This window comes from Zoogloea sp. JDB1, assembly GCF_056724025.1.
Genome location: NZ_CM161496.1, coordinates 4,720,963 through 4,738,032, shown reverse-complemented (window position 1 = coordinate 4,738,032; position 17,070 = coordinate 4,720,963). Strand labels below are relative to the sequence as shown.

Annotated in this window: 19 protein-coding genes; 4 read left to right on the top strand and 15 right to left on the bottom strand. The window is 65.3% G+C overall.

The annotated features are described in order from the left end of the window. Nucleotides 1-43: 43 nt before the first annotated feature. On the bottom strand, nucleotides 44-1,030 hold the full coding sequence (locus AC1PPK_RS21520; RefSeq protein WP_481115040.1) for a LysR substrate-binding domain-containing protein: 987 nt from the start codon (nucleotides 1,028-1,030) through the stop codon (nucleotides 44-46). 90 nt (nucleotides 1,031-1,120) lie between these two features. Between AC1PPK_RS21520 and AC1PPK_RS21515 the strand changes: the two genes are divergently transcribed. Further along, nucleotides 1,121-1,822: a pirin family protein gene (locus AC1PPK_RS21515; RefSeq protein ID WP_481115039.1), complete on the top strand. Its 702-nt coding sequence runs from the start codon at nucleotides 1,121-1,123 to the stop codon at nucleotides 1,820-1,822. 41 nt (nucleotides 1,823-1,863) lie between these two features. After that, a complete protein-coding gene (locus AC1PPK_RS21510) occupies nucleotides 1,864-2,547 on the top strand; it encodes an alpha/beta hydrolase (protein ID WP_481115038.1) in 684 nt (227 codons plus the stop codon). Nucleotides 2,548-2,653: 106 nt separating this feature from the next. On the opposite strand, the gene nifM is transcribed toward AC1PPK_RS21510, so the two are convergent. Genes nifM through AC1PPK_RS21465 form a run of 9 tightly spaced genes read right to left on the bottom strand, consistent with a single transcriptional unit; the run spans nucleotide 2,654 to nucleotide 9,419 of the window. Beyond that, complete coding sequence (nifM, locus tag AC1PPK_RS21505) at nucleotides 2,654-3,553, bottom strand: nitrogen fixation protein NifM (RefSeq protein ID WP_481115037.1); 900 nt, start codon at nucleotides 3,551-3,553, stop codon at nucleotides 2,654-2,656. Then, nucleotides 3,550-4,041 carry a nitrogen fixation protein NifZ gene (locus tag AC1PPK_RS21500; RefSeq protein ID WP_481115036.1) on the bottom strand — a complete coding sequence of 164 codons (492 nt, stop codon included), beginning with the start codon at nucleotides 4,039-4,041 and terminating at the stop codon, nucleotides 3,550-3,552. Before AC1PPK_RS21500 ends, nifM begins: the two co-directional genes overlap by 4 nt. Nucleotides 4,042-4,065: 24 nt before the next feature. Beyond that, nucleotides 4,066-4,398: a nitrogenase-stabilizing/protective protein NifW gene (gene nifW / locus AC1PPK_RS21495; protein WP_374480868.1), complete on the bottom strand. Its 333-nt coding sequence runs from the start codon at nucleotides 4,396-4,398 to the stop codon at nucleotides 4,066-4,068. A 27-nt stretch (nucleotides 4,399-4,425) separates the two neighbouring features. Further along, complete coding sequence (locus AC1PPK_RS21490; RefSeq protein ID WP_481115035.1) at nucleotides 4,426-4,959, bottom strand: hypothetical protein; 534 nt, start codon at nucleotides 4,957-4,959, stop codon at nucleotides 4,426-4,428. 7 nt (nucleotides 4,960-4,966) lie between these two features. Continuing rightward, entirely contained in the window at nucleotides 4,967-5,746 is a 780-nt protein-coding gene (gene cysE / locus AC1PPK_RS21485) for a serine O-acetyltransferase (protein ID WP_481115034.1), read from the bottom strand. 10 nt (nucleotides 5,747-5,756) lie between these two features. Further along, nucleotides 5,757-6,950 (bottom strand): homocitrate synthase, encoded by a 1,194-nt coding sequence (gene nifV, locus AC1PPK_RS21480; protein ID WP_481115033.1) that lies wholly within the window; start codon nucleotides 6,948-6,950, stop codon nucleotides 5,757-5,759. Continuing rightward, nucleotides 6,943-8,160 carry a cysteine desulfurase NifS gene (gene nifS / locus AC1PPK_RS21475; protein ID WP_481115032.1) on the bottom strand — a complete coding sequence of 406 codons (1,218 nt, stop codon included), beginning with the start codon at nucleotides 8,158-8,160 and terminating at the stop codon, nucleotides 6,943-6,945. Before nifS ends, nifV begins: the two co-directional genes overlap by 8 nt. Before the next feature lie 5 nt (nucleotides 8,161-8,165). Then, nucleotides 8,166-9,080, bottom strand: a complete 915-nt coding sequence (gene nifU, locus AC1PPK_RS21470; protein WP_481115031.1) for a Fe-S cluster assembly protein NifU — start codon at nucleotides 9,078-9,080, stop codon at nucleotides 8,166-8,168. A gap of 15 nt (nucleotides 9,081-9,095) precedes the next feature. Then, complete coding sequence (locus tag AC1PPK_RS21465; RefSeq protein ID WP_481115030.1) at nucleotides 9,096-9,419, bottom strand: HesB/IscA family protein; 324 nt, start codon at nucleotides 9,417-9,419, stop codon at nucleotides 9,096-9,098. 342 nt (nucleotides 9,420-9,761) lie between these two features. Between AC1PPK_RS21465 and AC1PPK_RS21460 the strand changes: the two genes are divergently transcribed. Both AC1PPK_RS21460 and AC1PPK_RS21455 read left to right on the top strand, forming a co-directional pair. After that, nucleotides 9,762-11,204 carry a UbiA family prenyltransferase gene (locus AC1PPK_RS21460; RefSeq protein WP_481115029.1) on the top strand — a complete coding sequence of 481 codons (1,443 nt, stop codon included), beginning with the start codon at nucleotides 9,762-9,764 and terminating at the stop codon, nucleotides 11,202-11,204. Continuing rightward, nucleotides 11,201-11,566, top strand: coding sequence for a DMT family transporter (locus AC1PPK_RS21455; RefSeq protein ID WP_481115028.1), 366 nt, complete (start codon nucleotides 11,201-11,203; stop codon nucleotides 11,564-11,566). Before AC1PPK_RS21460 ends, AC1PPK_RS21455 begins: the two co-directional genes overlap by 4 nt. A 136-nt stretch (nucleotides 11,567-11,702) precedes the next feature. On the opposite strand, the gene AC1PPK_RS21450 is transcribed toward AC1PPK_RS21455, so the two are convergent. The 5 genes from AC1PPK_RS21450 to AC1PPK_RS21430 all read right to left on the bottom strand — a co-directional run bounded on the left by AC1PPK_RS21450 (nucleotide 11,703) and on the right by AC1PPK_RS21430 (nucleotide 16,996). Next, a complete protein-coding gene (locus AC1PPK_RS21450) occupies nucleotides 11,703-12,512 on the bottom strand; it encodes a peptidyl-prolyl cis-trans isomerase (RefSeq protein WP_481115027.1) in 810 nt (269 codons plus the stop codon). A 122-nt stretch (nucleotides 12,513-12,634) separates the two neighbouring features. Further along, nucleotides 12,635-14,143 carry an efflux transporter outer membrane subunit gene (locus AC1PPK_RS21445; protein WP_481115026.1) on the bottom strand — a complete coding sequence of 503 codons (1,509 nt, stop codon included), beginning with the start codon at nucleotides 14,141-14,143 and terminating at the stop codon, nucleotides 12,635-12,637. Next, nucleotides 14,140-15,123: an efflux RND transporter periplasmic adaptor subunit gene (locus tag AC1PPK_RS21440; RefSeq protein ID WP_481115025.1), complete on the bottom strand. Its 984-nt coding sequence runs from the start codon at nucleotides 15,121-15,123 to the stop codon at nucleotides 14,140-14,142. Before AC1PPK_RS21440 ends, AC1PPK_RS21445 begins: the two co-directional genes overlap by 4 nt. Further along, on the bottom strand, nucleotides 15,120-15,842 hold the full coding sequence (locus AC1PPK_RS21435; RefSeq protein WP_481115024.1) for an ABC transporter ATP-binding protein: 723 nt from the start codon (nucleotides 15,840-15,842) through the stop codon (nucleotides 15,120-15,122). The genes AC1PPK_RS21440 and AC1PPK_RS21435 overlap by 4 nt, the downstream gene beginning before the upstream one ends. Then, a complete protein-coding gene (locus AC1PPK_RS21430; RefSeq protein ID WP_481115023.1) occupies nucleotides 15,839-16,996 on the bottom strand; it encodes an ABC transporter permease in 1,158 nt (385 codons plus the stop codon). The genes AC1PPK_RS21435 and AC1PPK_RS21430 overlap by 4 nt, the downstream gene beginning before the upstream one ends. Nucleotides 16,997-17,070 lie beyond the last annotated feature (74 nt).

The following is a 17,070-nucleotide window of genomic DNA, read 5'->3' as shown; positions in this document are numbered from 1 at the left end:
CGTTTTGTTTTGGGTGCCCGTCGTATGGCCTTTGCCGGGCCGTTCAGTTGGCGATTCCGGCACGGGATGCGGCTGGACCGTCGAGCAGCGCCTGGCGGGTCAGCGGTTGGCCGAGGCGTTCCAGCCACCAGGCGAGGGCCTTGCCCATGCGGTTGGCGGCAGTCTTGCGCCAGGCGTAGTTCACGTGGATGCGGCGCTCGTCCCGCTCCACCCGCAGGGCCACCAGGCGGCCGGTTTCCACATAAGGGCGGGCCAGGCACTCGGGCAGGAAGCCGACGCCGAGGCCGCGTAGCTGGGCTTCCAGCTTGGCCGGCATGCTGGCCACGGTGAACACGTCCTGGCCGCCGAGCAGGCCAACGGTCAGCCCTTCGCCGTGGCGCGCGGAGTCGGCGACGGCCACGGCCCGGTGACGATGGATCGTCGCGTCGCTGAGGGGGGCGGTTTCGCGGGCCAGCGGATGATGGGGCGCCGCCACGAAGATGAAGCGCTGGTTGCCCAGCGGTTGGCTCTGGAAGCCTGGCCCCACTGGCGACTCGGTGACCACGCCGAGGGCCAGGTCGGCCTGGCCTGAACTGAGGGCCTCCAGCGTGCCCGACAGGGTCTCGTCGCGCAGGCGCAGGCGGGTCGGTGGATCGAGGGCGAGGAAGTCCTGGCACAGCTCGAACAGCGTCGTGCGGTTGATGATGCTGTCGACGGCGATCGTGAAGCTGGCTTCCCAGCCGGTGGCGACGCGGCGCACCCGGTTGGCGATGGCGTCGATTTCGGCCAGCAGCCGGCCGCCCTCGCGCAGCAGTTCGGCTCCAGCCTCGGTGAGCCTGGCTTGGCGCGAACTGCGGTCGAACAGCAGCACGTCCAGCGCATCCTCAATGCGTCGCACTCGGTAGGTGAGGGCGCTCGGTACAAGGCCGCAGGCACGGGCAGCCGCGGCGAAGCTGCCGGCATCGGCGATGGCTTGCAGCATGGCCAGCGCGTCGGGGGTCAGGAGGTCCCGGGGCGTCGGGCGGCTTTGGGGCGTGACTCGGCTCATCATTCAAACGGTTTGAATGATGACATCAAACGGCATGAGTCGTTACAGGCTTGCAGGGGACTAAAGTGGAGCCATCAACCAAGGAGGTGTTCCATGCTTACCCTGCGCAAATCCCAAGATCGTGGCCATGCCGACCATGGCTGGCTGAAGAGCCAGCATTCCTTCTCCTTCGCCGGCTACTACGACCCCGCCCACGTGGGCTGGGGCAACCTGCTGGTCATCAACGAGGACCGCATCGCGCCGGGCACCGGCTTTGGTACCCACGGCCACCAGAACATGGAGATCGTCAGCTATGTGATGTCCGGCTCCCTGGCCCACAAGGACAGCATGGGCAACGGCACGGTGATCCCGCCGGGCGACGTGCAGCGGATGAGCGCCGGCAGCGGCGTGCGCCACAGCGAGTTCAACCACGCGACGGACTCGGTGACCCATTTCCTGCAGATCTGGATCGAGCCGAACCAGCTGGGCATCGCGCCGGGCTACGAGCAGAAGACCTTTGCGGACGCCGAGAAGCGCGGCCGCCTGCGCCTGGTGGCTTCGCCCGACGGTGCCGAGGGCTCGGTGCTGATCCATGCCGACGCGCGGCTGTACGCCGGCCTGCTGGACGGGGCCGAAGCGGCGGCGCTGACGCTGGACCCGGCCCGCAAGGCCTACGTGTTCCTCATCCGCGGCGCGCTGAACGTCAATGGCCAGCGTCTTGAGGCCGGCGATGCGGCATTGCTCGCCAATGAGGCTGAAGTGGTGCTGACGGCCGGCCGCGATGCCGAAGTGCTGGTCTTCGATCTGGCGCCGTAACGGCAGACAACCCTCAACAACATCAAACAGGAACGACACGCATGAACGCAGCTCTCACCCTTCCGCCGCTGATCGACGACCTGAGCCTGTCCTACCGCCTGCGCCCGGCCGACGGCCCGGCGCAGGGCCTGGTGCTCCTGCTGCACGGCGTCGGCAGCAACGAGGTCTCCATGGCCGGCCTGGCGGCGGTGCTGCCGCCATCGCTGGCGGTAGCCCTGGTCCGCTCGCCGATAGCCCTCGGCCCGTCGGCCTTCTGCGCCTTCCAGGTCAGCTTCACCGCAAATGGCCCGATGATCGACGCGGAGGCGGCGGAGGTGAGCCGCGGCAAGCTGGCGGTCTTCGTCGCCGACCTGCAGGCGCGTCTCGGCATTCCGGCCGACCGTACTGTGGTGGCCGGCTTCAGCCAGGGCGGCATCATGTCGGCGAGCCTGGCGTTGACCCATCCGGACAGCGTCGCCGGCTTCGGCATCCTGTCCGGGCGCATCCTGCCGGAGATTGCCCCACTGCTGGCGCCGGCCACCGAACTGGCCGGCCTGCAGGCGCTGGTCACCCATGGCAGCGTCGACAACACGCTGCCGGTGGCCTGGGCCGAACGCAGCGACCAGTGGCTCGGCGAGCTCGGCGTGCAACTCGAATCCCACCGCTACCCGGCCGGACACGAGATCACACCGGACATGGCACGGGACTTCGTCGGCTGGGTGGTGCGCGTGCTGCCAGCCGCCTGAGCGGAACACCACAAAAAAAGTGGGGACCCGAGGGTCCCCAAAAGTGCGCTCCAAGCCTGGAGAAGATGAATGCCGCCACTCATCCCCTCCGATTCCTACAATCTTTTCAGTGCTCCTGCAGGGCTTCGGCCTCCCTGGCTTTCGCTGCGGCAGCTTCCTGCAATTCCTTCAACCAGCCGTGCTGGCACAGCTTGCGGCGGTTCTGTTCCATGACCAGGCGGATGCGCGGCGCCACTTCGGCGTAGGGCGCCACACCCTCGGCGCGGATGCTGTCGCAGCGGACGATGTGGTAGCCCAGCTCGGATTCAACGACTTCCGACAGTTCTCCCACCGCCTTGGCGGCGAACAGCGCCGCGTCCAGTGCCGGGTAGAGCTTGCCGCGCTCCACGTCGCCGATCGTGCCGCCGTTCATCGCGGTCGGGCATTCCGAGTGCTTCAGGGCCTGCTCGGCGAAGCGCTTCGGGTCCTTCAGCAGGCGCTTGCGGATCTCGCCGATCTTCTTCAGGGCCAGCGCCGGGGCGTTCTCCGGCAGGTCCGGGTTGATCGTGACGAGGATGTGCGAGGCGCCGCGCCTCTCGGTGCGCATGAACTGCTCGCGGTGCATGTGGTAGAAGATCTGCACGTCCAGCTCGGCCACGTTGGCGGACTTGGCCGAGACGCGGTCGAGCACCGCTTCCACTTTCAGCTCCCGTTGCAGCGCGGAGGTCAGCAAGGCTTCGTCGAGCTGCTGGGCCACGAGTGCGTCGGTAAAGTCCTGCTCGGATTCGTAGCGCCCGCGGATCTCCTGGAACGCGTCGTCCAGCGTGCGCTGGGGCACGACGACACCCTGGGCTTCCGGTGCGGTGAGCACCAGGGTCTCGATGTCGAGCTGCTTCCTGGCCACCTGGCGCACATGGCGCAGTTCCCGCTCGGACAGTTCGCCGGGCATCTTTTCATAGATGCCGTGGGCAGTCTTGAAGACCAGGTAGGGCAGGGTGGAGTCGGGGGCTGCGGCGAGCGTGGTCATGACACGTCCTCCTCGTCCTCTGCCGCGTCGATCTCGCCGCCCTGCTCTTCAAGGGGCAGGGTTTCGAGGGCACTCTCCGGCACCTGCAGCACCCAGCCGGGCACGTGCAGGTGGTACTGGACGCCGCCGGGAAGGTCGCGCAGCACGCGCATGATCTCGCCCTTGGTGCCGGGTTCGGCGCGGATCTCGCCGCCGACCGCGAGGGTGACCGCACAGCGCACCTTCTCGCGGACTTCGAACTTGCTCTCGACCCAGTGTTCGTCCTCGCCGAGGAGCTCTTCCTCCCGGCAGCCGACGATCATGTCTTCCTGCAGGAAGTACACCGAGTAGATGAGCTGGTCCTGCAGATAGCTGCCCACGTCGCGGACAATGCCCATCGAGCCGCGGCGGATCAGGAAGTCGCCGACGTCCTTGCCCGGAAAAGTGCCGTCGTTGCGCACGTTGCGCGTGACGCGGACGGTCTGGCCGTACTCGAAGCGGGGAAGCATGATTATTCTCCTGGACGGATGGCGTCAGACCTTGGGACTGGTCAGGCTTTCCAGCGGTACGAAGGAGGTGCCGGCAGCTTTCTGCAGAACCACGAAGACACGCTCGGTCAGCGCGTCGGACTGCACGAAGTCCAGGTAGGCCTGGGTCAACCACTTGGTGTAGAACTCACGCGCCGGCGCTTCGTCGGCAGGGGCGGGGCCCTGGGCCTTGATGTAGTTGTGGTAGCGCTGGAGGATGTGCAGGCGGTTCACATGGACCGTCTTGGCGTCGTACTCCACGCCGAAGTAGTCGAGAAACTCTTCGGCCGACGAAAGGTCTTCGAGGGCTTCTTCCAGGGTGAGATCGACGTCACTCATGATGGGCTCCTAGGCTACGGTTGGGATTCAGATTGAATGGGCCGTGAAATCGACGGCCACGATGTTGCCGCTGGCGCGGATCTGGGCGACCTCGATGAGGGGGCGGACGCCGAGGCGGTCGCGCTCATCCACGTCGGCGAGCTTGCCGAGCATTGCCAGGGCGTCGGCGATGCGCTGCTGGCGCAGGGCCAGCACGGCCTTGGCCTTGAGGGACAGCAACCAGAAGCGGGCGGCGGTGGCCGCACTCTCGAGGCCGCTCTTGACCTGCTCGACGGTCAGTTCGCGCCAGTCCGCGGGGTAGCCGATGCCTTCGCCGGAGATCGCCAGCGCCTTGTCGGCGATGACGTCGGCGGCGTCCAGGCGGTTCTGGTAGAAGTAGTAGCGGTACAGCGCGACGATGACTTCCAGGTGGCGCGGCGCCAGTTCCTCGGCGCGCAGCAGCAGCGCCTCAGTTTCCGGCTCCGGGTACAGGTTGGAGGCCTCGTTGATCAGCGCCGTCACCTCCGGGGCGATCGGGTCGTCGAAGTACAGCGGGCCGGCGTCGAAGTCGAGCAGATCCATGATGGCCTCAGTGTTCTTCCTTGGCGGACTGGATCATCGAGCTGCAGTCGCAGTTGTCGGAGCATTCGCCGCACTCTTCCGGGTCGAGTCCGGCAGCGGCCATGCGCGATTCGAGCACCTTGACCCGGTCGAGCAGACAGGCCAGTGCCTTGCCGACGGGGTCGGGCACCAGGTGGTGGTCCAGGTCCAGCCCGTCGGGGCCGCGGCGGCCTTCGCTGCGCACGATGCGGCCGGGGATGCCGACCACCGTGCGGTCGGCCGGCACATCCTTCACAACCACTGAATTGGCGCCGACGCGGACCCGTTCTCCGATGGTGATCGGGCCGAGGATCTTGGCGCCGGCTCCAACCACGACACCGCTCGAGAGGGTTGGGTGACGTTTGCCTTTGCGCCAGGAGGTGCCGCCGAGGGTGACCCCGTGGTAAAGCGTGACGTCGTGGCCGATTTCGGCTGTTTCGCCGATGACGACCCCGGCGCCGTGGTCGATGAAGAGGCGGCGGCCGATTGAAGCGGCCGGGTGGATATCCACATTGGTCAGCATCCGGGAAAAGAACTGGAGGACCCGGGCCGGATAACGCAGGCCGCGGCTCCACAGGGCGTGGCCGACACGGTAGGCCATGATGGCGTGCACGCCGGGGTAGGTGGTCAGCACTTCCCAGCGGCTGCGGGCAGCCGGGTCGCGGCTCATCACCGAGTCGATGTCTTCCTTCAGCAGCGAGAAAAGACCCTGGGGCGCTTCGCTGGCGACCGGAGCGGCGGGCAGGGAGACGTTGGCGGCGGGGGGCATGTTCGGATCCTTACGAAGGGGTGCGGACATGGTGCGGACGGTCGGACGACAGGGAGTGCAGTTCGGCGATGAAGCGGCGCAGGTCGGCCGGGCCGGGCGTGCGCTTGGTGCGTTCGACGAAGCCGCGGATGCGCGGCAGCAGCTCGGCGGCCTCGTCGTCGCGGATCGGCACGCCCATGCGGGCGTAGGCGGAGATCACGCCAGCGCTGCCGGAGTGCTTGCCGAGCACCATGCGGTGCTCGCGGCCGACTTCGGCCGGGTCGATGGCCTGGTAGTTGGCCGGGTCCTTCAGCAGGCCATCCACGTGGATGCCGGCTTCATGGGTGAACACCCCTTCGCCGACCACGCTCTTCTGCCAGCCCACCGGCCTGCCGGCGGCGCGGGCGACCTGGTGGGACAGGGCCTGGATGCCGGCCAGATCGAGCCCGGTGGAGAAGCCGTAGAGCTTGACCAGACTGAGGGCGACCTCTTCCAGCGCGGCGTTGCCGGCGCGCTCGCCGAGACCATTGACGGTGGTATTCACATGCGTGGCGCCGGCACGCACGGCGGCCAGGGTGTTGGCGGTGGCCAGGCCCAGGTCGTCGTGGGCGTGCATCTCCAGCTCCAGGTCGCAGTTGGCGCGCAGGTCTGCAAAGCGTTCGAAGGTGCCGAAGGGCTCCATTACGCCGAGGGTGTCGGCAAAGCGCAGGCGTCGTGCGCCGGCCTGTTGGGCGGCCTCGGCGATCTGCAGCAGGAATGCGGGGTCGGCGCGGGACGCATCCTCGCAGCCGACCAGCACTTCGAAGCCCATGTCGCGGGCCCGCGGCACCAGGCTGGCGATCTGCTCCAGCACCCACTCCCGGTCGCGCCGCAGCTTGTGGCGGATCTGCTGGTCGGAAGCGGAGATGGACAGATCCACCATCCAGGCGTCGAGGCCGCTGCAGGCTGCCAGATCATCCAGCCGCATCCGGCACCACACCACCAGACGGGAGGCGAGGCCGGCGCGGGCGCAGGCCTGGATGCTCTCCCGCTCGACGGCGCCCATCGCCGGGATGCCGATTTCGAGTTCGGGCACACCGATGTCGCTGAGGCCGCGGGCAATGGCGAGCTTCTCGGCCAGGGTGAAAGCCACCCCGGCGGATTGCTCGCCGTCGCGCAGCGTGGTGTCGTTGATCACGACACGCGGCGCGCCAGCGGGAGCGGAGGGCTGGATGAAATCAAGCATATGCGGGGTCGAAGGCTTTTGCCGGATCAGCGACCGGGCCGTTCTCGCCCCAGTAGGGCGACAGCTTGCGCAGCTGGGCGACGATCGGCGGTACCGCGGCGATGACCCGCTCGATTTCTTCCTCGGTCGTGTAGCGGCTGAGGGAGAAACGCACCGTGCCGTGGGCTGCGGTGTAGGGGATGCCCATCGCCCGCATCACGTGGGACGGCTCCAGGCTGCCGGAGGTGCAGGCCGAGCCGCTGGAGGCGGCGATGCCCTGCTTGTTGAGCAGCATCAGGATCGCCTCGCCCTCGATGTATTCGAAGGCGATGTTGGCGGTGTTGGGCAGTCGGTTCTCCGGGTTGCCGGTGACGAAGGCGTGGGGCACTACGGCCAGGATGCCGGCCTCGAGCTTGTCGCGCAGGGCCTTCACGTGGGTGCGTTCGTGCTCCATGGCTTCCATCGCCAGCTCGGCGGCAACGCCCAGGCCGATGATGCTCGGCGCGTTCTCGGTGCCGGCCCGACGGCCGCGCTCCTGGTGGCCGCCGCGCAGCAGCGGGCGGAAGCGCACGGCGCGGCGCACGTAGAGCACGCCGATGCCCTTGGGGGCGTGCAGCTTGTGGCCGGACACCGACAGCATGTCGATCTTGGTGGCGGCCAGGTTGATGTCGATCTTGCCGACCGCCTGCACGGCGTCGGTGTGGAACAGTACGCCGGCCGCGTTGGCCATCTCGGCCATCTCGACCACCGGGAAGTAGGTGCCGGTCTCGTTGTTGGCCCACATCACCGACACCACGGCGACCTTGTCGCTGAGCACCTTGGCGTAGTCGTCGAGGTTCAGGCGGCCCTTGTTGTCCACCTTCAGGCGGTGGATGGTGTAGCCCTCCTTCTCCAGCTGCTCGCACAGGCTGAGGACGGCCGGGTGTTCCACCACGGTGGTGATGATTTCCTTGCGGTCCGGCTGGGCCTTGAGGGCGGACAGGATGGCCGTGCTGTCGGATTCGGTGCCGCAGGACGTGAATACGATCTCGGAATCGAATTCGGCGCCCAGCAGCTTCTGCACCTTGGTACGGGCAGCCTTGAGCGCCACACCGACCTTGTTACCGAAACTGTGCATGCTGGATGCGTTGCCGAACTGCTCCGTGAAATAGGGCAGCATCGCTTCCACGACCTTCGGGTCGCAGGCCGTCGTGGCGTTGTTGTCGAGATAGATCGGGGTGGGGGTGCTCATTTTGCTTAGCCTCCGTGAGCGTGGGACGCGCAGGCGTGGGCCTGGGCCTTGGCGGCGGGTACGACGCGGACGAACTCGCCGAGGGCTTCGATCATCTTGGTCTGGATGCCGGCCAGCGTGGCGGCTTCCATCTGGCAGCCGGAGCAGGCGCCGACGAGGTTCACCAGGATGTTCTTGCCTTCGATGTCCACCAGCTCGATGTCGCCCCGGTCGGCCAGCAGGGTCGGGCGCACGGCGGCGATGACTTCCTCGATCTTGCGGATGCGGGCCAGGGTACCGAGCTTGGCGGGGGCTGCTTCGGCGACGGCCGGCTTGGCCTTCTTGGCACCGGCGGGCACGAAGGTCTCGCCCCGTTCAGCCATCACCTTGGTGAGGATTTCCTCGATCGGCTCGTGGCAGGTAGAGCAGCCGCCGCCGGCCTTGGTGTAATTGGTGACTTCTTCCACCGTGGAGAGCTTGTTGGCGCGGATGGTGTCTTCGATCATCTGGCTATCGACGGCGAAGCACTTGCAGACCAGCGCGCCTTCCTCGTGGTCGTCGCTCCACTCTTCGCCACGGTAGTTGGCGATGGCGGCGTGCAGGGCTTCGCGGCCCATCACGGAGCAGTGCATCTTTTCCGGCGGCAGGCCGTCGAGGAAGTCGGCGATGTCCTGGTTGCTGATCTGCTTCGCTTCGTCGAGGGTCTTGCCCTTGACCATCTCGGTCAGCGCCGAGGAGGAGGCGATGGCGGAGCCGCAGCCGAAGGTCTGGAAGTGCGCGTCCTGGATGATCTCGGTGACTGGGTTGACCTTGAGCATCAGGCGCAGCGCGTCGCCGCAGGAGATGGAGCCGACATCGCCGGTGGCGTTGGCACCTTCCAGCGGACCCGTGTTACGCGGGTTGTAGAAGTGCTCTTTGACTTTTTCGGTGTAATCCCACATGACAGTCTCCTTCGATCAGGCTGCGAAGGACTGGCCGCATTCGCAGGACTTGGCCGCCTTGGGGTTTTCGAACTTGAAGCCGCTGCCGGACAGGGAATCGACGAAGTCGATGGTGGTGCCTTCGATCAGCGGTGCGGAGTACGGGTCGATCAGAACGGTGAGGCCATCGATGACGAGCACGTTGTCGTCGTCCTGCTTTTCGCTTTCCAGCTTCATGTTGTATTGCAGGCCGGCGCAACCGCCGCCCGACACCACGATGCGCAGTCCCGCCACCGGATCGGCAGCCGTCGAAATGAAGCGGGAAACAGCCTTACACGCATTGGGGGTGAGGGTGATCATGGTTTTCTCCTGGGGGGGTGATTGGGTTGTGAGCGCAACTCAGTGTTGCAACCCGTGTGCCAGGCCTGATCAATCTCGCAATGTGTTGAAATTTAAGGATTGTTTTGTGTGTTGTGGCGTACGTTACGGTGTGGGATAGGCGACGCGACAAGGGGATTGTCGTGTTCGTTACACATGAAGGGCGCGGCGATTGGCGTGGGGGATGAAGGCGTGCGGGGCGATGGGTCTCTGAGCGCACTCCATGCTTGTAACGAAGTCCTTCATGGCCGGGCCGGTATAATTCGCCGGACGCTACTGCCTAGCAGTACTTGATGAATGGAATATCCATGGAGCGAATGAATAATGACAAGAGGTATCCCTCTGGTAGTGGATCTGGATGGCACGCTGACGCCGACAGATACACTGGTGGAGTCCGTCGTCAGGCTGATTAGAACATCGCCTCTCAATCTGCTGCGCTTGCCTTTCTGGCTTTTGAAGGGCAGGGCAGGCTTCAAGGAGGCGGTTGCCATGCATGTCAGCATCCCGCCGGAAAGCCTGCCCTACCGTGGACCCTTGCTGGACTATCTGCGCGAGGAGAAGGAGAAAGGGCGTCCGTTGGTGCTGGCCACGGCGGCGCATCAGTCGATCGCCGAAGGGGTTTCCAGGCATCTGGGTTTGTTCGACCAGGTACTGGCGAGCCGCAGCGATCACAACCTGAAGGGCAGCGCCAAGCTGAAGGCAATCCGGGATAACGTCGGCGAGACATTCGTCTATGCCGGCGACAGCCGGGCCGACCTGCCCATCTGGAGATCCGCCGAAGCGGCCATCCTGGTCGGAGTGGCGCCAGAAACGGCTGCCGAGGTCAGGGGCGATACCCCGATCGAGCGGGAATTCCCGGCGGAGCGGGTGAGCCTCGCCATCTGGCTGCGTGCGTTGCGCGTCCACCAATGGACCAAGAACCTGCTGCTGTTGGTACCCCTGCTGACCGCCTTTTCGTTTCTCGATGTCTCCAAGCTGGTGGCGATTGGCTTGGCCTTCCTGTCGTTCTCGTTTGCAGCTTCGGCCACTTACATGGTGAATGACCTATGGGATCTGGATAACGACCGGGCACATCCCCGTAAGTGCAAGCGCCCTTTTGCCAGTGCCACGTTGCCGATCCTGCGCGGCGTGACGGTGGCGGGCCTGGCCCTGGTGATGGCCTGCATGATGGCGCTGGCGGTGTCGAGAGGGTTCTTCCTGATGCTGCTTCTGTACCTCGTGCTGACCAGCGCCTATAGCTGGGTGTTGAAAGCCTATGTACTGGTCGATGTGCTGATGCTGTCCATCCTTTACACCTTGCGCATCCTGGCAGGGTCGGTTGCCATCGGTGTGGTGACGAGTTCCTGGTTGCTGGCCTTCTCTGCGTTCATGTTTTTGAGCCTTGCCCTGATAAAGCGCTGTGCCGAACTGGTATCGCTGGCACAACGGGGAGGGGAGGTCGTGCGAGGGCGCGATTACCGGGTGAGTGACCTCGGCGTGTTGTGGCCGCTGGGAGTGGGGGCTGCGTTGTCGTCGGTGGTTGTGTTCGGGCTCTTCATAAGTGCGCCGGAGACCGTGTCGCATTACGCAGCCCCGCAGATGCTGTGGATGGTCGCGATGGGCCTGATCTATTGGCTGGCCCGCTTGTGGATCAAGACTTCGCGAGGGGAGATGCACGAAGATCCGGTGATCTATGCCGTGAAAGACATCGGCAGCCGCATTGCCGTGGTGTACATGGTTGCCGTAACGTTACTTGCCCGTTTCATGCCTCTGGATTTCCTGTCATGAACACGCTCATTCTTGCGATTGTCAGTATCGGGCTTTCGGTTGCGGCCCAGTTTTCCTTGAAGGCCGGCATGTCCAGCGAAGGTGTTCGCGAAGCCATGGGGCAGCCCTACACGCTGCGTGCCCTGTCGTCCATCTTCACAAACAGCTATGTGCTGGCTGGCTTTCTGTGCTACGGGCTAGGGGCCATCGTCTGGCTGGGGGTGTTGTCGAAATGGGATGTCAGCAAGGCTTATCCCCTCGTCGGGCTGGGGTTTGCCGGGACCGCCGCGGTAGGCATTCTGCTTGGGGAGCAGGTGGGAGGGCTGCGCATGATCGGCGTTGCCTTGATCTGTGCGGGTGTCTTCCTGGTGGGACGGAGTTGATGTCGGGATGCTGAGGCTGCGTTTCGTGTGGGGATCCTGTGGGCGATCCGGTTCGCGCTGATTGCCGGTGTTACCGGAAAAACAAGGGGAGCCAGACGGCTCCCCTTGTTTTTGTGCTGACAAGGCTATGGGTTGATCAGTTGATCTTGGCAGCCTTGGCCAGCTCCTGGAGGTGCTGTTCCACCGTCTGGGCCTGCAGGCGCTGGGTGATCTGCGGCTTGGCTTCCTCGAAGCTGGGCAGCTTGAGATCACGGATTTCGTCGAGCTGGATCACGTGGTAGCCGAAAGGGGTCTGCACCGGCGTCTGGGTGTAGGTGCCTGGGGTCAGGCCGGCGAGAGCCTTGGCAAACGGCTCGACGAAGCTGCTCGGCACGGTCCAGCCGAGGTCGCCGCCCTTGTCCTTGGTGCCCGGATCGGTGGACAGGCTGGCCAGCTTGTCGAACTTCTCACCCATCTTGAGGCGCTCGATGATGTCCTTGGCTTCCTTCTCTTCCTTCACGAGGATGTGGCGGGACTTGAATTCCTTGTTGCCGGTCTGGGCCACGAGGCGGTCGTACTCGGCCTTGGCGGCGGCGTCGGTGACCGGGTGGCTCTGCATGTAGTCGGCCACGTAGGCGTTGGCGATGATCTGGTGGCGGGCCAGCTCCAGCTGCAGGGCGATCTCGGGCTTGCGGTCGAGGCCCTTCTTCTTGGCGGCCTGGTTGAGCAGTTCGGTCTGGATCAGGCGGCCGCGGATCTCGTTGGTGAGTTGCGGGCCGTCGGTGGCGCCCTGGGATTTGGCACGATCTGCCAGCAGGTCGTAGGCGCCCTGGGGAATGCCCACGCCATTGACCGTGGCCACGTTCTTGCCGGCGGCTCCCTTGGCCGGTTCGGCGGCGAAGGCGGGGGCCTGGGCCAGCAGGCCGGCGATCAGGGTGAGGGGGAGGAGGGTGCGGGAAAACTTCATGGGGATTCCTTGTTGATGGGCTGCTGGTGTGGCTGGGCGGCAAGGCGAGTCGTGCTGTCCGAGCGCAAGAGACAACGGTTTTGTGTTGAGCCACGCAGTATTCCGAAGGGCATGCAGTCTCGTCAACGTGCTGGATACGCCTGCAAGCCGGATGCAAGGCTGCCCGGCCCGGTATTGTCGGCCTGCGGGTCCGCCGCCGATCGCCATCCGCCGCCCAAAGCCTTGTGCAGTGCGACCAGATCGGTAAGCAGATTCGCCTGGGATTGGCTCAGGTTGCGTTGTGCATTGAACAACGTGCCTTCCGCCGTGAGGACATCAAGGAAGGTCGTGAGGCCGCGCCGATAGCGATCCCTGGCCAGACTGACGGCCTGCAGGTTGGCGTTGACTGCTTCGGCGAGGGTGACTTGCCGTAATCTTTCTGCATAGTAGTTGGTCAGCGCGTTCTCCACGTCTTCGAGCGCGCTGTGGTACGCGGCCCGGTAGCGGGCCAGGGCTTCGTCGAAAATGGCTTGCCGGCTGGCGATCTGAGCTTGCGTCCGCCCCCCGTTGAAGACCGGCAGCGCCAGGCCGGGCACGATGGACCAATAGCGGCTCGATTGTTCGGCGAAGCGGGACGCCTGGTTGCTTTGCAGGCCGAGGCCCAGGGTCAGATCGAATTTCGGGTACAGATTGGCGGTGGCTACGCCGATGTCCGCCGACGCGGCCGCCAGGTTGCGTTCCGCTGCCCGCAGGTCGGGGCGACGGGCCAGCAGTTCGGCGGGCAGGCCCACGGCGCTGAGGCCCGTATCGGTGGGCAGGGGGGCCGAGGTGCTCAGTTCGGCCTTCAGTGCCGCCGGCTCCCGGCCGACCAGGATTCCCAGGCGATGGATGGACTGGGCAATAGCGGCGGTCAGTACGGGGATGTTGGCCTCGGTGGCGGCGCGTTGGGCCTCGGCCTGGCTGACATCTAGATAGCTGGTGAGGCCGAGTCGATAGCGTTCGCGGGTGACGTCGACGGTTTGCCGTTGGCTCTCGGTGTTGGCACGGACGATGTCGAGCTGGGCTTGGTTGGCCCGGAGCTCGATGTAGTTGCGGGCGAGCTCGCCGCGCAGGCTGAGACGGGTCGCATCCAGGTTGGCAGTACTTGCTTCGAGGCTCGCCCGGGCGCTTTCCTCGGCCCGGCGGAGTCCGCCGAAGACGTCGATTTCCCAACTGGCATCGAAGCCCGCCAGATACACGCTGGTCGGTCCTTTGTTGGACGCGAGGGCCGCGGCCGCAGTGTTGTTGCTGCTGTCGCTGCGGTTGACCGAGGCACTGGCATTGACGTTCGGAAGGCGTGCGGCGTCAGCCGTCAGCCAGGCCGCCCGCGCCTGTCGTACGCGGGCCTGGGCCTGAGCGAGATCAAGGCTGCCACGGTCGGCCTCGTCGATCAGGCGATCCAGCAGGGGATCACCGAAGGCTTGCCACCAGCGGTTCTGCGCCAAACCGGGGGCTGGGGATGGAGGCTCCTGCGCAGCGGACCATTGCTGTGGTGCGCCCAGATCAGGCTGCACATAATCCGGTCCGACGGCGCTGCAGCCGCACAGGCTCGCCGCAAGCAGAAGCACCAGCGGCGTGGCGATGCCCCGGCGTCGGTGTCGATAGGAGCTCATCGTGTAACTCCGCTGGCCTGCGTCGCCGCGGGGGCTACGGGGGGGATCTCCGGCGTCTCGATGAACACGTCCATCTGCTGGCCCACGAAGGCCGGCAGCGCATTGCGCGGGAAGCTGTAAAGGACCTGCAGCACCCGGGTATCGACCCTTTCAGTGCTGGCGCCAGTGAGCGACTGCTTCGGCGTCACATAGGGTTCGACCCGAACGAAGCTCAGCGGCGTCTTCAGTTCGCGATTGCCGCGCAGGGAGGCCGCTGCAGCGGTCTGAGGCTTGAAGCGCCAGGCGTCGTTCTCGTCGATATTGACGCGGACATAGAGCTGATCGAGATTGCCCATTTTGATGAGCGGGGTGGTGAGGACACCCGCCTGTGCGAATTCGCCGGGGCGGATGTTCACCTGCATGATCTCCCCGTCGATGGGCGCGCGCACCGTCAGGCGCTCAATTTCAATCTGAGTGGATTTGGCATCCGCTTCGGCGGCCGTGACCGCCGCATGTGCGCTTTCGAGCCTTGCCTTGGCCAGCAGTTCGGCATTGCGGCGTTTCTGCACGTCGTCAAGGCTCACCGCGCGCTGGTCGCCGACGCTGCTCACCAGCGCGTACTGGGAGCGGGCATCCTCAAGGGTCGCTTTGGCCTCTTCGACCGCCGCCCGGGCCTTGACGATGTTGGCCTGCTTGACGAGCAACCCAGCCCGGAAATCCCGGTCATCGATCTGGAACAGCGGCGTGCCGACCGCCACGTGGTCACCGACCTTGACGAGTACTCGTTGGACGATGCCGGCTACGCCGGTGCCGATGTCGATGTTGTTGCTGCTCGCTTCCACGAGCCCGGCGCCGCCGATGTAGGACTTGAACGGCGCCTGGGCCGGTTGGGCGACCGGTTGGGCAGGCGGGGGCCTGCGTTCGGCCTGGACGGCCACGATGATGGCGACGATCAGGCCCAGGGCGGCCAGACCGGGCAGGATACGGTTCTTGAGTTTCATGGGGCATTCTCCGTGGCGCCGCTGTCTGTCTGCTCGACGCTGACGATACGGCCGTCTTCCATGCGTGCGATGCGGTCGGCGAATTCGTAAATGCGTGCATCGTGAGTGACGATCACCAGCGCGCGGTCGCTGCCGACGGCCACGTTCTTGAGAACCTGCATCACCTTGTGTCCGGTTTCTCCGTCGAGCGCGCTGGTGGGCTCGTCGCAGACCACCAGGCGTGGCCGATGGATGATGGCGCGGGCGATGGCTACCCGCTGCTGTTGGCCGCCCGACAGCTGGGTCGGTAACGCATCTTCCCGTCCTTCCAGCTGCACGTCGCGCAGGCGGGAGCGGGCTTCCGCGACGGCGTTGTCGAAGGGCACACCATTGATGAGCAAGGGGATCGCCACGTTCTCGGCGGCGGTCAGGGTGGGGATCAGGTTGAAGGACTGGAATACGAAGCCGATCCTTTGGCCCCGGTAGCGGGTCCGCTCATTGGCCGGCAGGCGCGTGATGTCCTGGCCGAACAGCAGGCATTCGCCGTCGTCCTGGTCGAGGATGCCGGCGATGACCGAGATCAGCGTCGTCTTGCCGCAGCCGGACGGGCCGACCAGCATCAACAACTCGCCCATCCGTACTTCCAGATCGATGCCGCGCAGGGCCAGCACTTCGGCCTCCCCGCTGCCATAGCGTTTGACGACACCCTTGCATTGCACGGCAGATGCAGGCCCGTTCATTTGAATACCACCGCGGGTTCCAGCTTGAGCACCTTGCGCACGCTGATGAGTGCCGCGAACAGCACGATGACCGCTACGGCAATGCTGCTGCCGAGAAGAAGTTGCCAGTTCAGCGTCATCGACAGTCCCGGGCGTTCGCGGGTGATGGCGGCAAACACGGCTGTGGCGCCGGCCCCCAACCCGAATCCGACGAAACCGACCAGCAGCGCCTGCAGCAGGATCATCCGGCGCAGTATGCGGTCCGTGGCGCCCATCGCCTTGAAGACGGCGAAATAGCGCAGGTTGTCGAGAGTGAAGTTGTAGAAGATCTGGCCGGTCACCGCAGCGCCGACGATGAAGCCGACGACGACCACGAAGCCGAAGTTGGTGAGGATGGACGTGTTGTTGAGGATGTACTGGAAGGTCATGTCCTTGAACTCGTCGGCGCTGCGGGCAGCCATGCCTGTGTCGTGGCGGATGCGCGCCGTCACGTTTGCCACCGGTTCGTCGGCCTTGGCCTTGACGAGAATGTAGGAGAGCAGCTTGCGCTCCGACAGGGCATAGGTGGTGGCCCGCGTGTAGGTCGTGTAGATGATCGGCTGGGACTGGAAAGTGGCACCGGCGCGGGCGATGCCGACGACTCGCGCCCGTTTGTCGTTGATCTCGAGGATGTCGCCGACCTGCAGGGGCTCAGCCTTTTTACCGGGGCTGGCGGGTTTGGCGAGACGGCCGGTGGCGCCGGCCTCGTCGACGATCACCGCGTCGGGCAGGTGCAGGTCGGCCAGCCGGCCCTTCAGCATGACCGCCGGTCCGCCAATGAGGGTGGCGTCATCCAGGCCGATCAGGTTCGAACTGACGAGCTGGCCGTCGCCCAGCCGGACCCGTTGATTGCCCTTGTAGAGGGGCACCGCCCATTCCACACCCTTGACGCCTCGCACCCGGTACAGCTGGGTGTCGAGCATGGGCTGGGAATCGTCCACGTACTTGACCATCGGGTCCATTACCCAGATGTCCGGTAACGCGACGTCGGAGATGAAACTGTAGGTGCGGGAAAAAATCGAGATCAGGATGCCCGGCTGCTGAATCATCAGCAGGGAGGCGAGGGCGATGCCGGTGATGATGCCGAAATACTTGCCACGATCACCAAGGAGCATCTTCAGCGCTATGCGGAACATCCGGGCACCGTCATGACAGGAGCAGAGTCGCCATTGTGCGCTCCTGGGGCGGCGGCGATGCGTCCTAGATCAAA

Excerpts from the sequence above, each read along its gene's own strand:
- AC1PPK_RS21520 (WP_481115040.1), bottom strand. The coding sequence starts at position 1,030 with ATGATGAGCCGAGTCACGCCCCAAAGCCGCCCGACGCCCCGGGACCTC.
- AC1PPK_RS21515 (WP_481115039.1), top strand. The coding sequence starts at position 1,121 with ATGCTTACCCTGCGCAAATCCCAAGATCGTGGCCATGCCGACCATGGC.
- AC1PPK_RS21510 (WP_481115038.1), top strand. The coding sequence starts at position 1,864 with ATGAACGCAGCTCTCACCCTTCCGCCGCTGATCGACGACCTGAGCCTG.
- nifM (WP_481115037.1), bottom strand. The coding sequence starts at position 3,553 with ATGACCACGCTCGCCGCAGCCCCCGACTCCACCCTGCCCTACCTGGTC.
- AC1PPK_RS21500 (WP_481115036.1), bottom strand. The coding sequence starts at position 4,041 with ATGCTTCCCCGCTTCGAGTACGGCCAGACCGTCCGCGTCACGCGCAAC.
- nifW (WP_374480868.1), bottom strand. The coding sequence starts at position 4,398 with ATGAGTGACGTCGATCTCACCCTGGAAGAAGCCCTCGAAGACCTTTCG.
- AC1PPK_RS21490 (WP_481115035.1), bottom strand. The coding sequence starts at position 4,959 with ATGGATCTGCTCGACTTCGACGCCGGCCCGCTGTACTTCGACGACCCG.
- cysE (WP_481115034.1), bottom strand. The coding sequence starts at position 5,746 with ATGCCCCCCGCCGCCAACGTCTCCCTGCCCGCCGCTCCGGTCGCCAGC.
- nifV (WP_481115033.1), bottom strand. The coding sequence starts at position 6,950 with ATGCTTGATTTCATCCAGCCCTCCGCTCCCGCTGGCGCGCCGCGTGTC.
- nifS (WP_481115032.1), bottom strand. The coding sequence starts at position 8,160 with ATGAGCACCCCCACCCCGATCTATCTCGACAACAACGCCACGACGGCC.
- nifU (WP_481115031.1), bottom strand. The coding sequence starts at position 9,080 with ATGTGGGATTACACCGAAAAAGTCAAAGAGCACTTCTACAACCCGCGT.
- AC1PPK_RS21465 (WP_481115030.1), bottom strand. The coding sequence starts at position 9,419 with ATGATCACCCTCACCCCCAATGCGTGTAAGGCTGTTTCCCGCTTCATT.
- AC1PPK_RS21460 (WP_481115029.1), top strand. The coding sequence starts at position 9,762 with ATGACAAGAGGTATCCCTCTGGTAGTGGATCTGGATGGCACGCTGACG.
- AC1PPK_RS21455 (WP_481115028.1), top strand. The coding sequence starts at position 11,201 with ATGAACACGCTCATTCTTGCGATTGTCAGTATCGGGCTTTCGGTTGCG.
- AC1PPK_RS21450 (WP_481115027.1), bottom strand. The coding sequence starts at position 12,512 with ATGAAGTTTTCCCGCACCCTCCTCCCCCTCACCCTGATCGCCGGCCTG.
- AC1PPK_RS21445 (WP_481115026.1), bottom strand. The coding sequence starts at position 14,143 with ATGAGCTCCTATCGACACCGACGCCGGGGCATCGCCACGCCGCTGGTG.
- AC1PPK_RS21440 (WP_481115025.1), bottom strand. The coding sequence starts at position 15,123 with ATGAAACTCAAGAACCGTATCCTGCCCGGTCTGGCCGCCCTGGGCCTG.
- AC1PPK_RS21435 (WP_481115024.1), bottom strand. The coding sequence starts at position 15,842 with ATGAACGGGCCTGCATCTGCCGTGCAATGCAAGGGTGTCGTCAAACGC.
- AC1PPK_RS21430 (WP_481115023.1), bottom strand. The coding sequence starts at position 16,996 with ATGTTCCGCATAGCGCTGAAGATGCTCCTTGGTGATCGTGGCAAGTAT.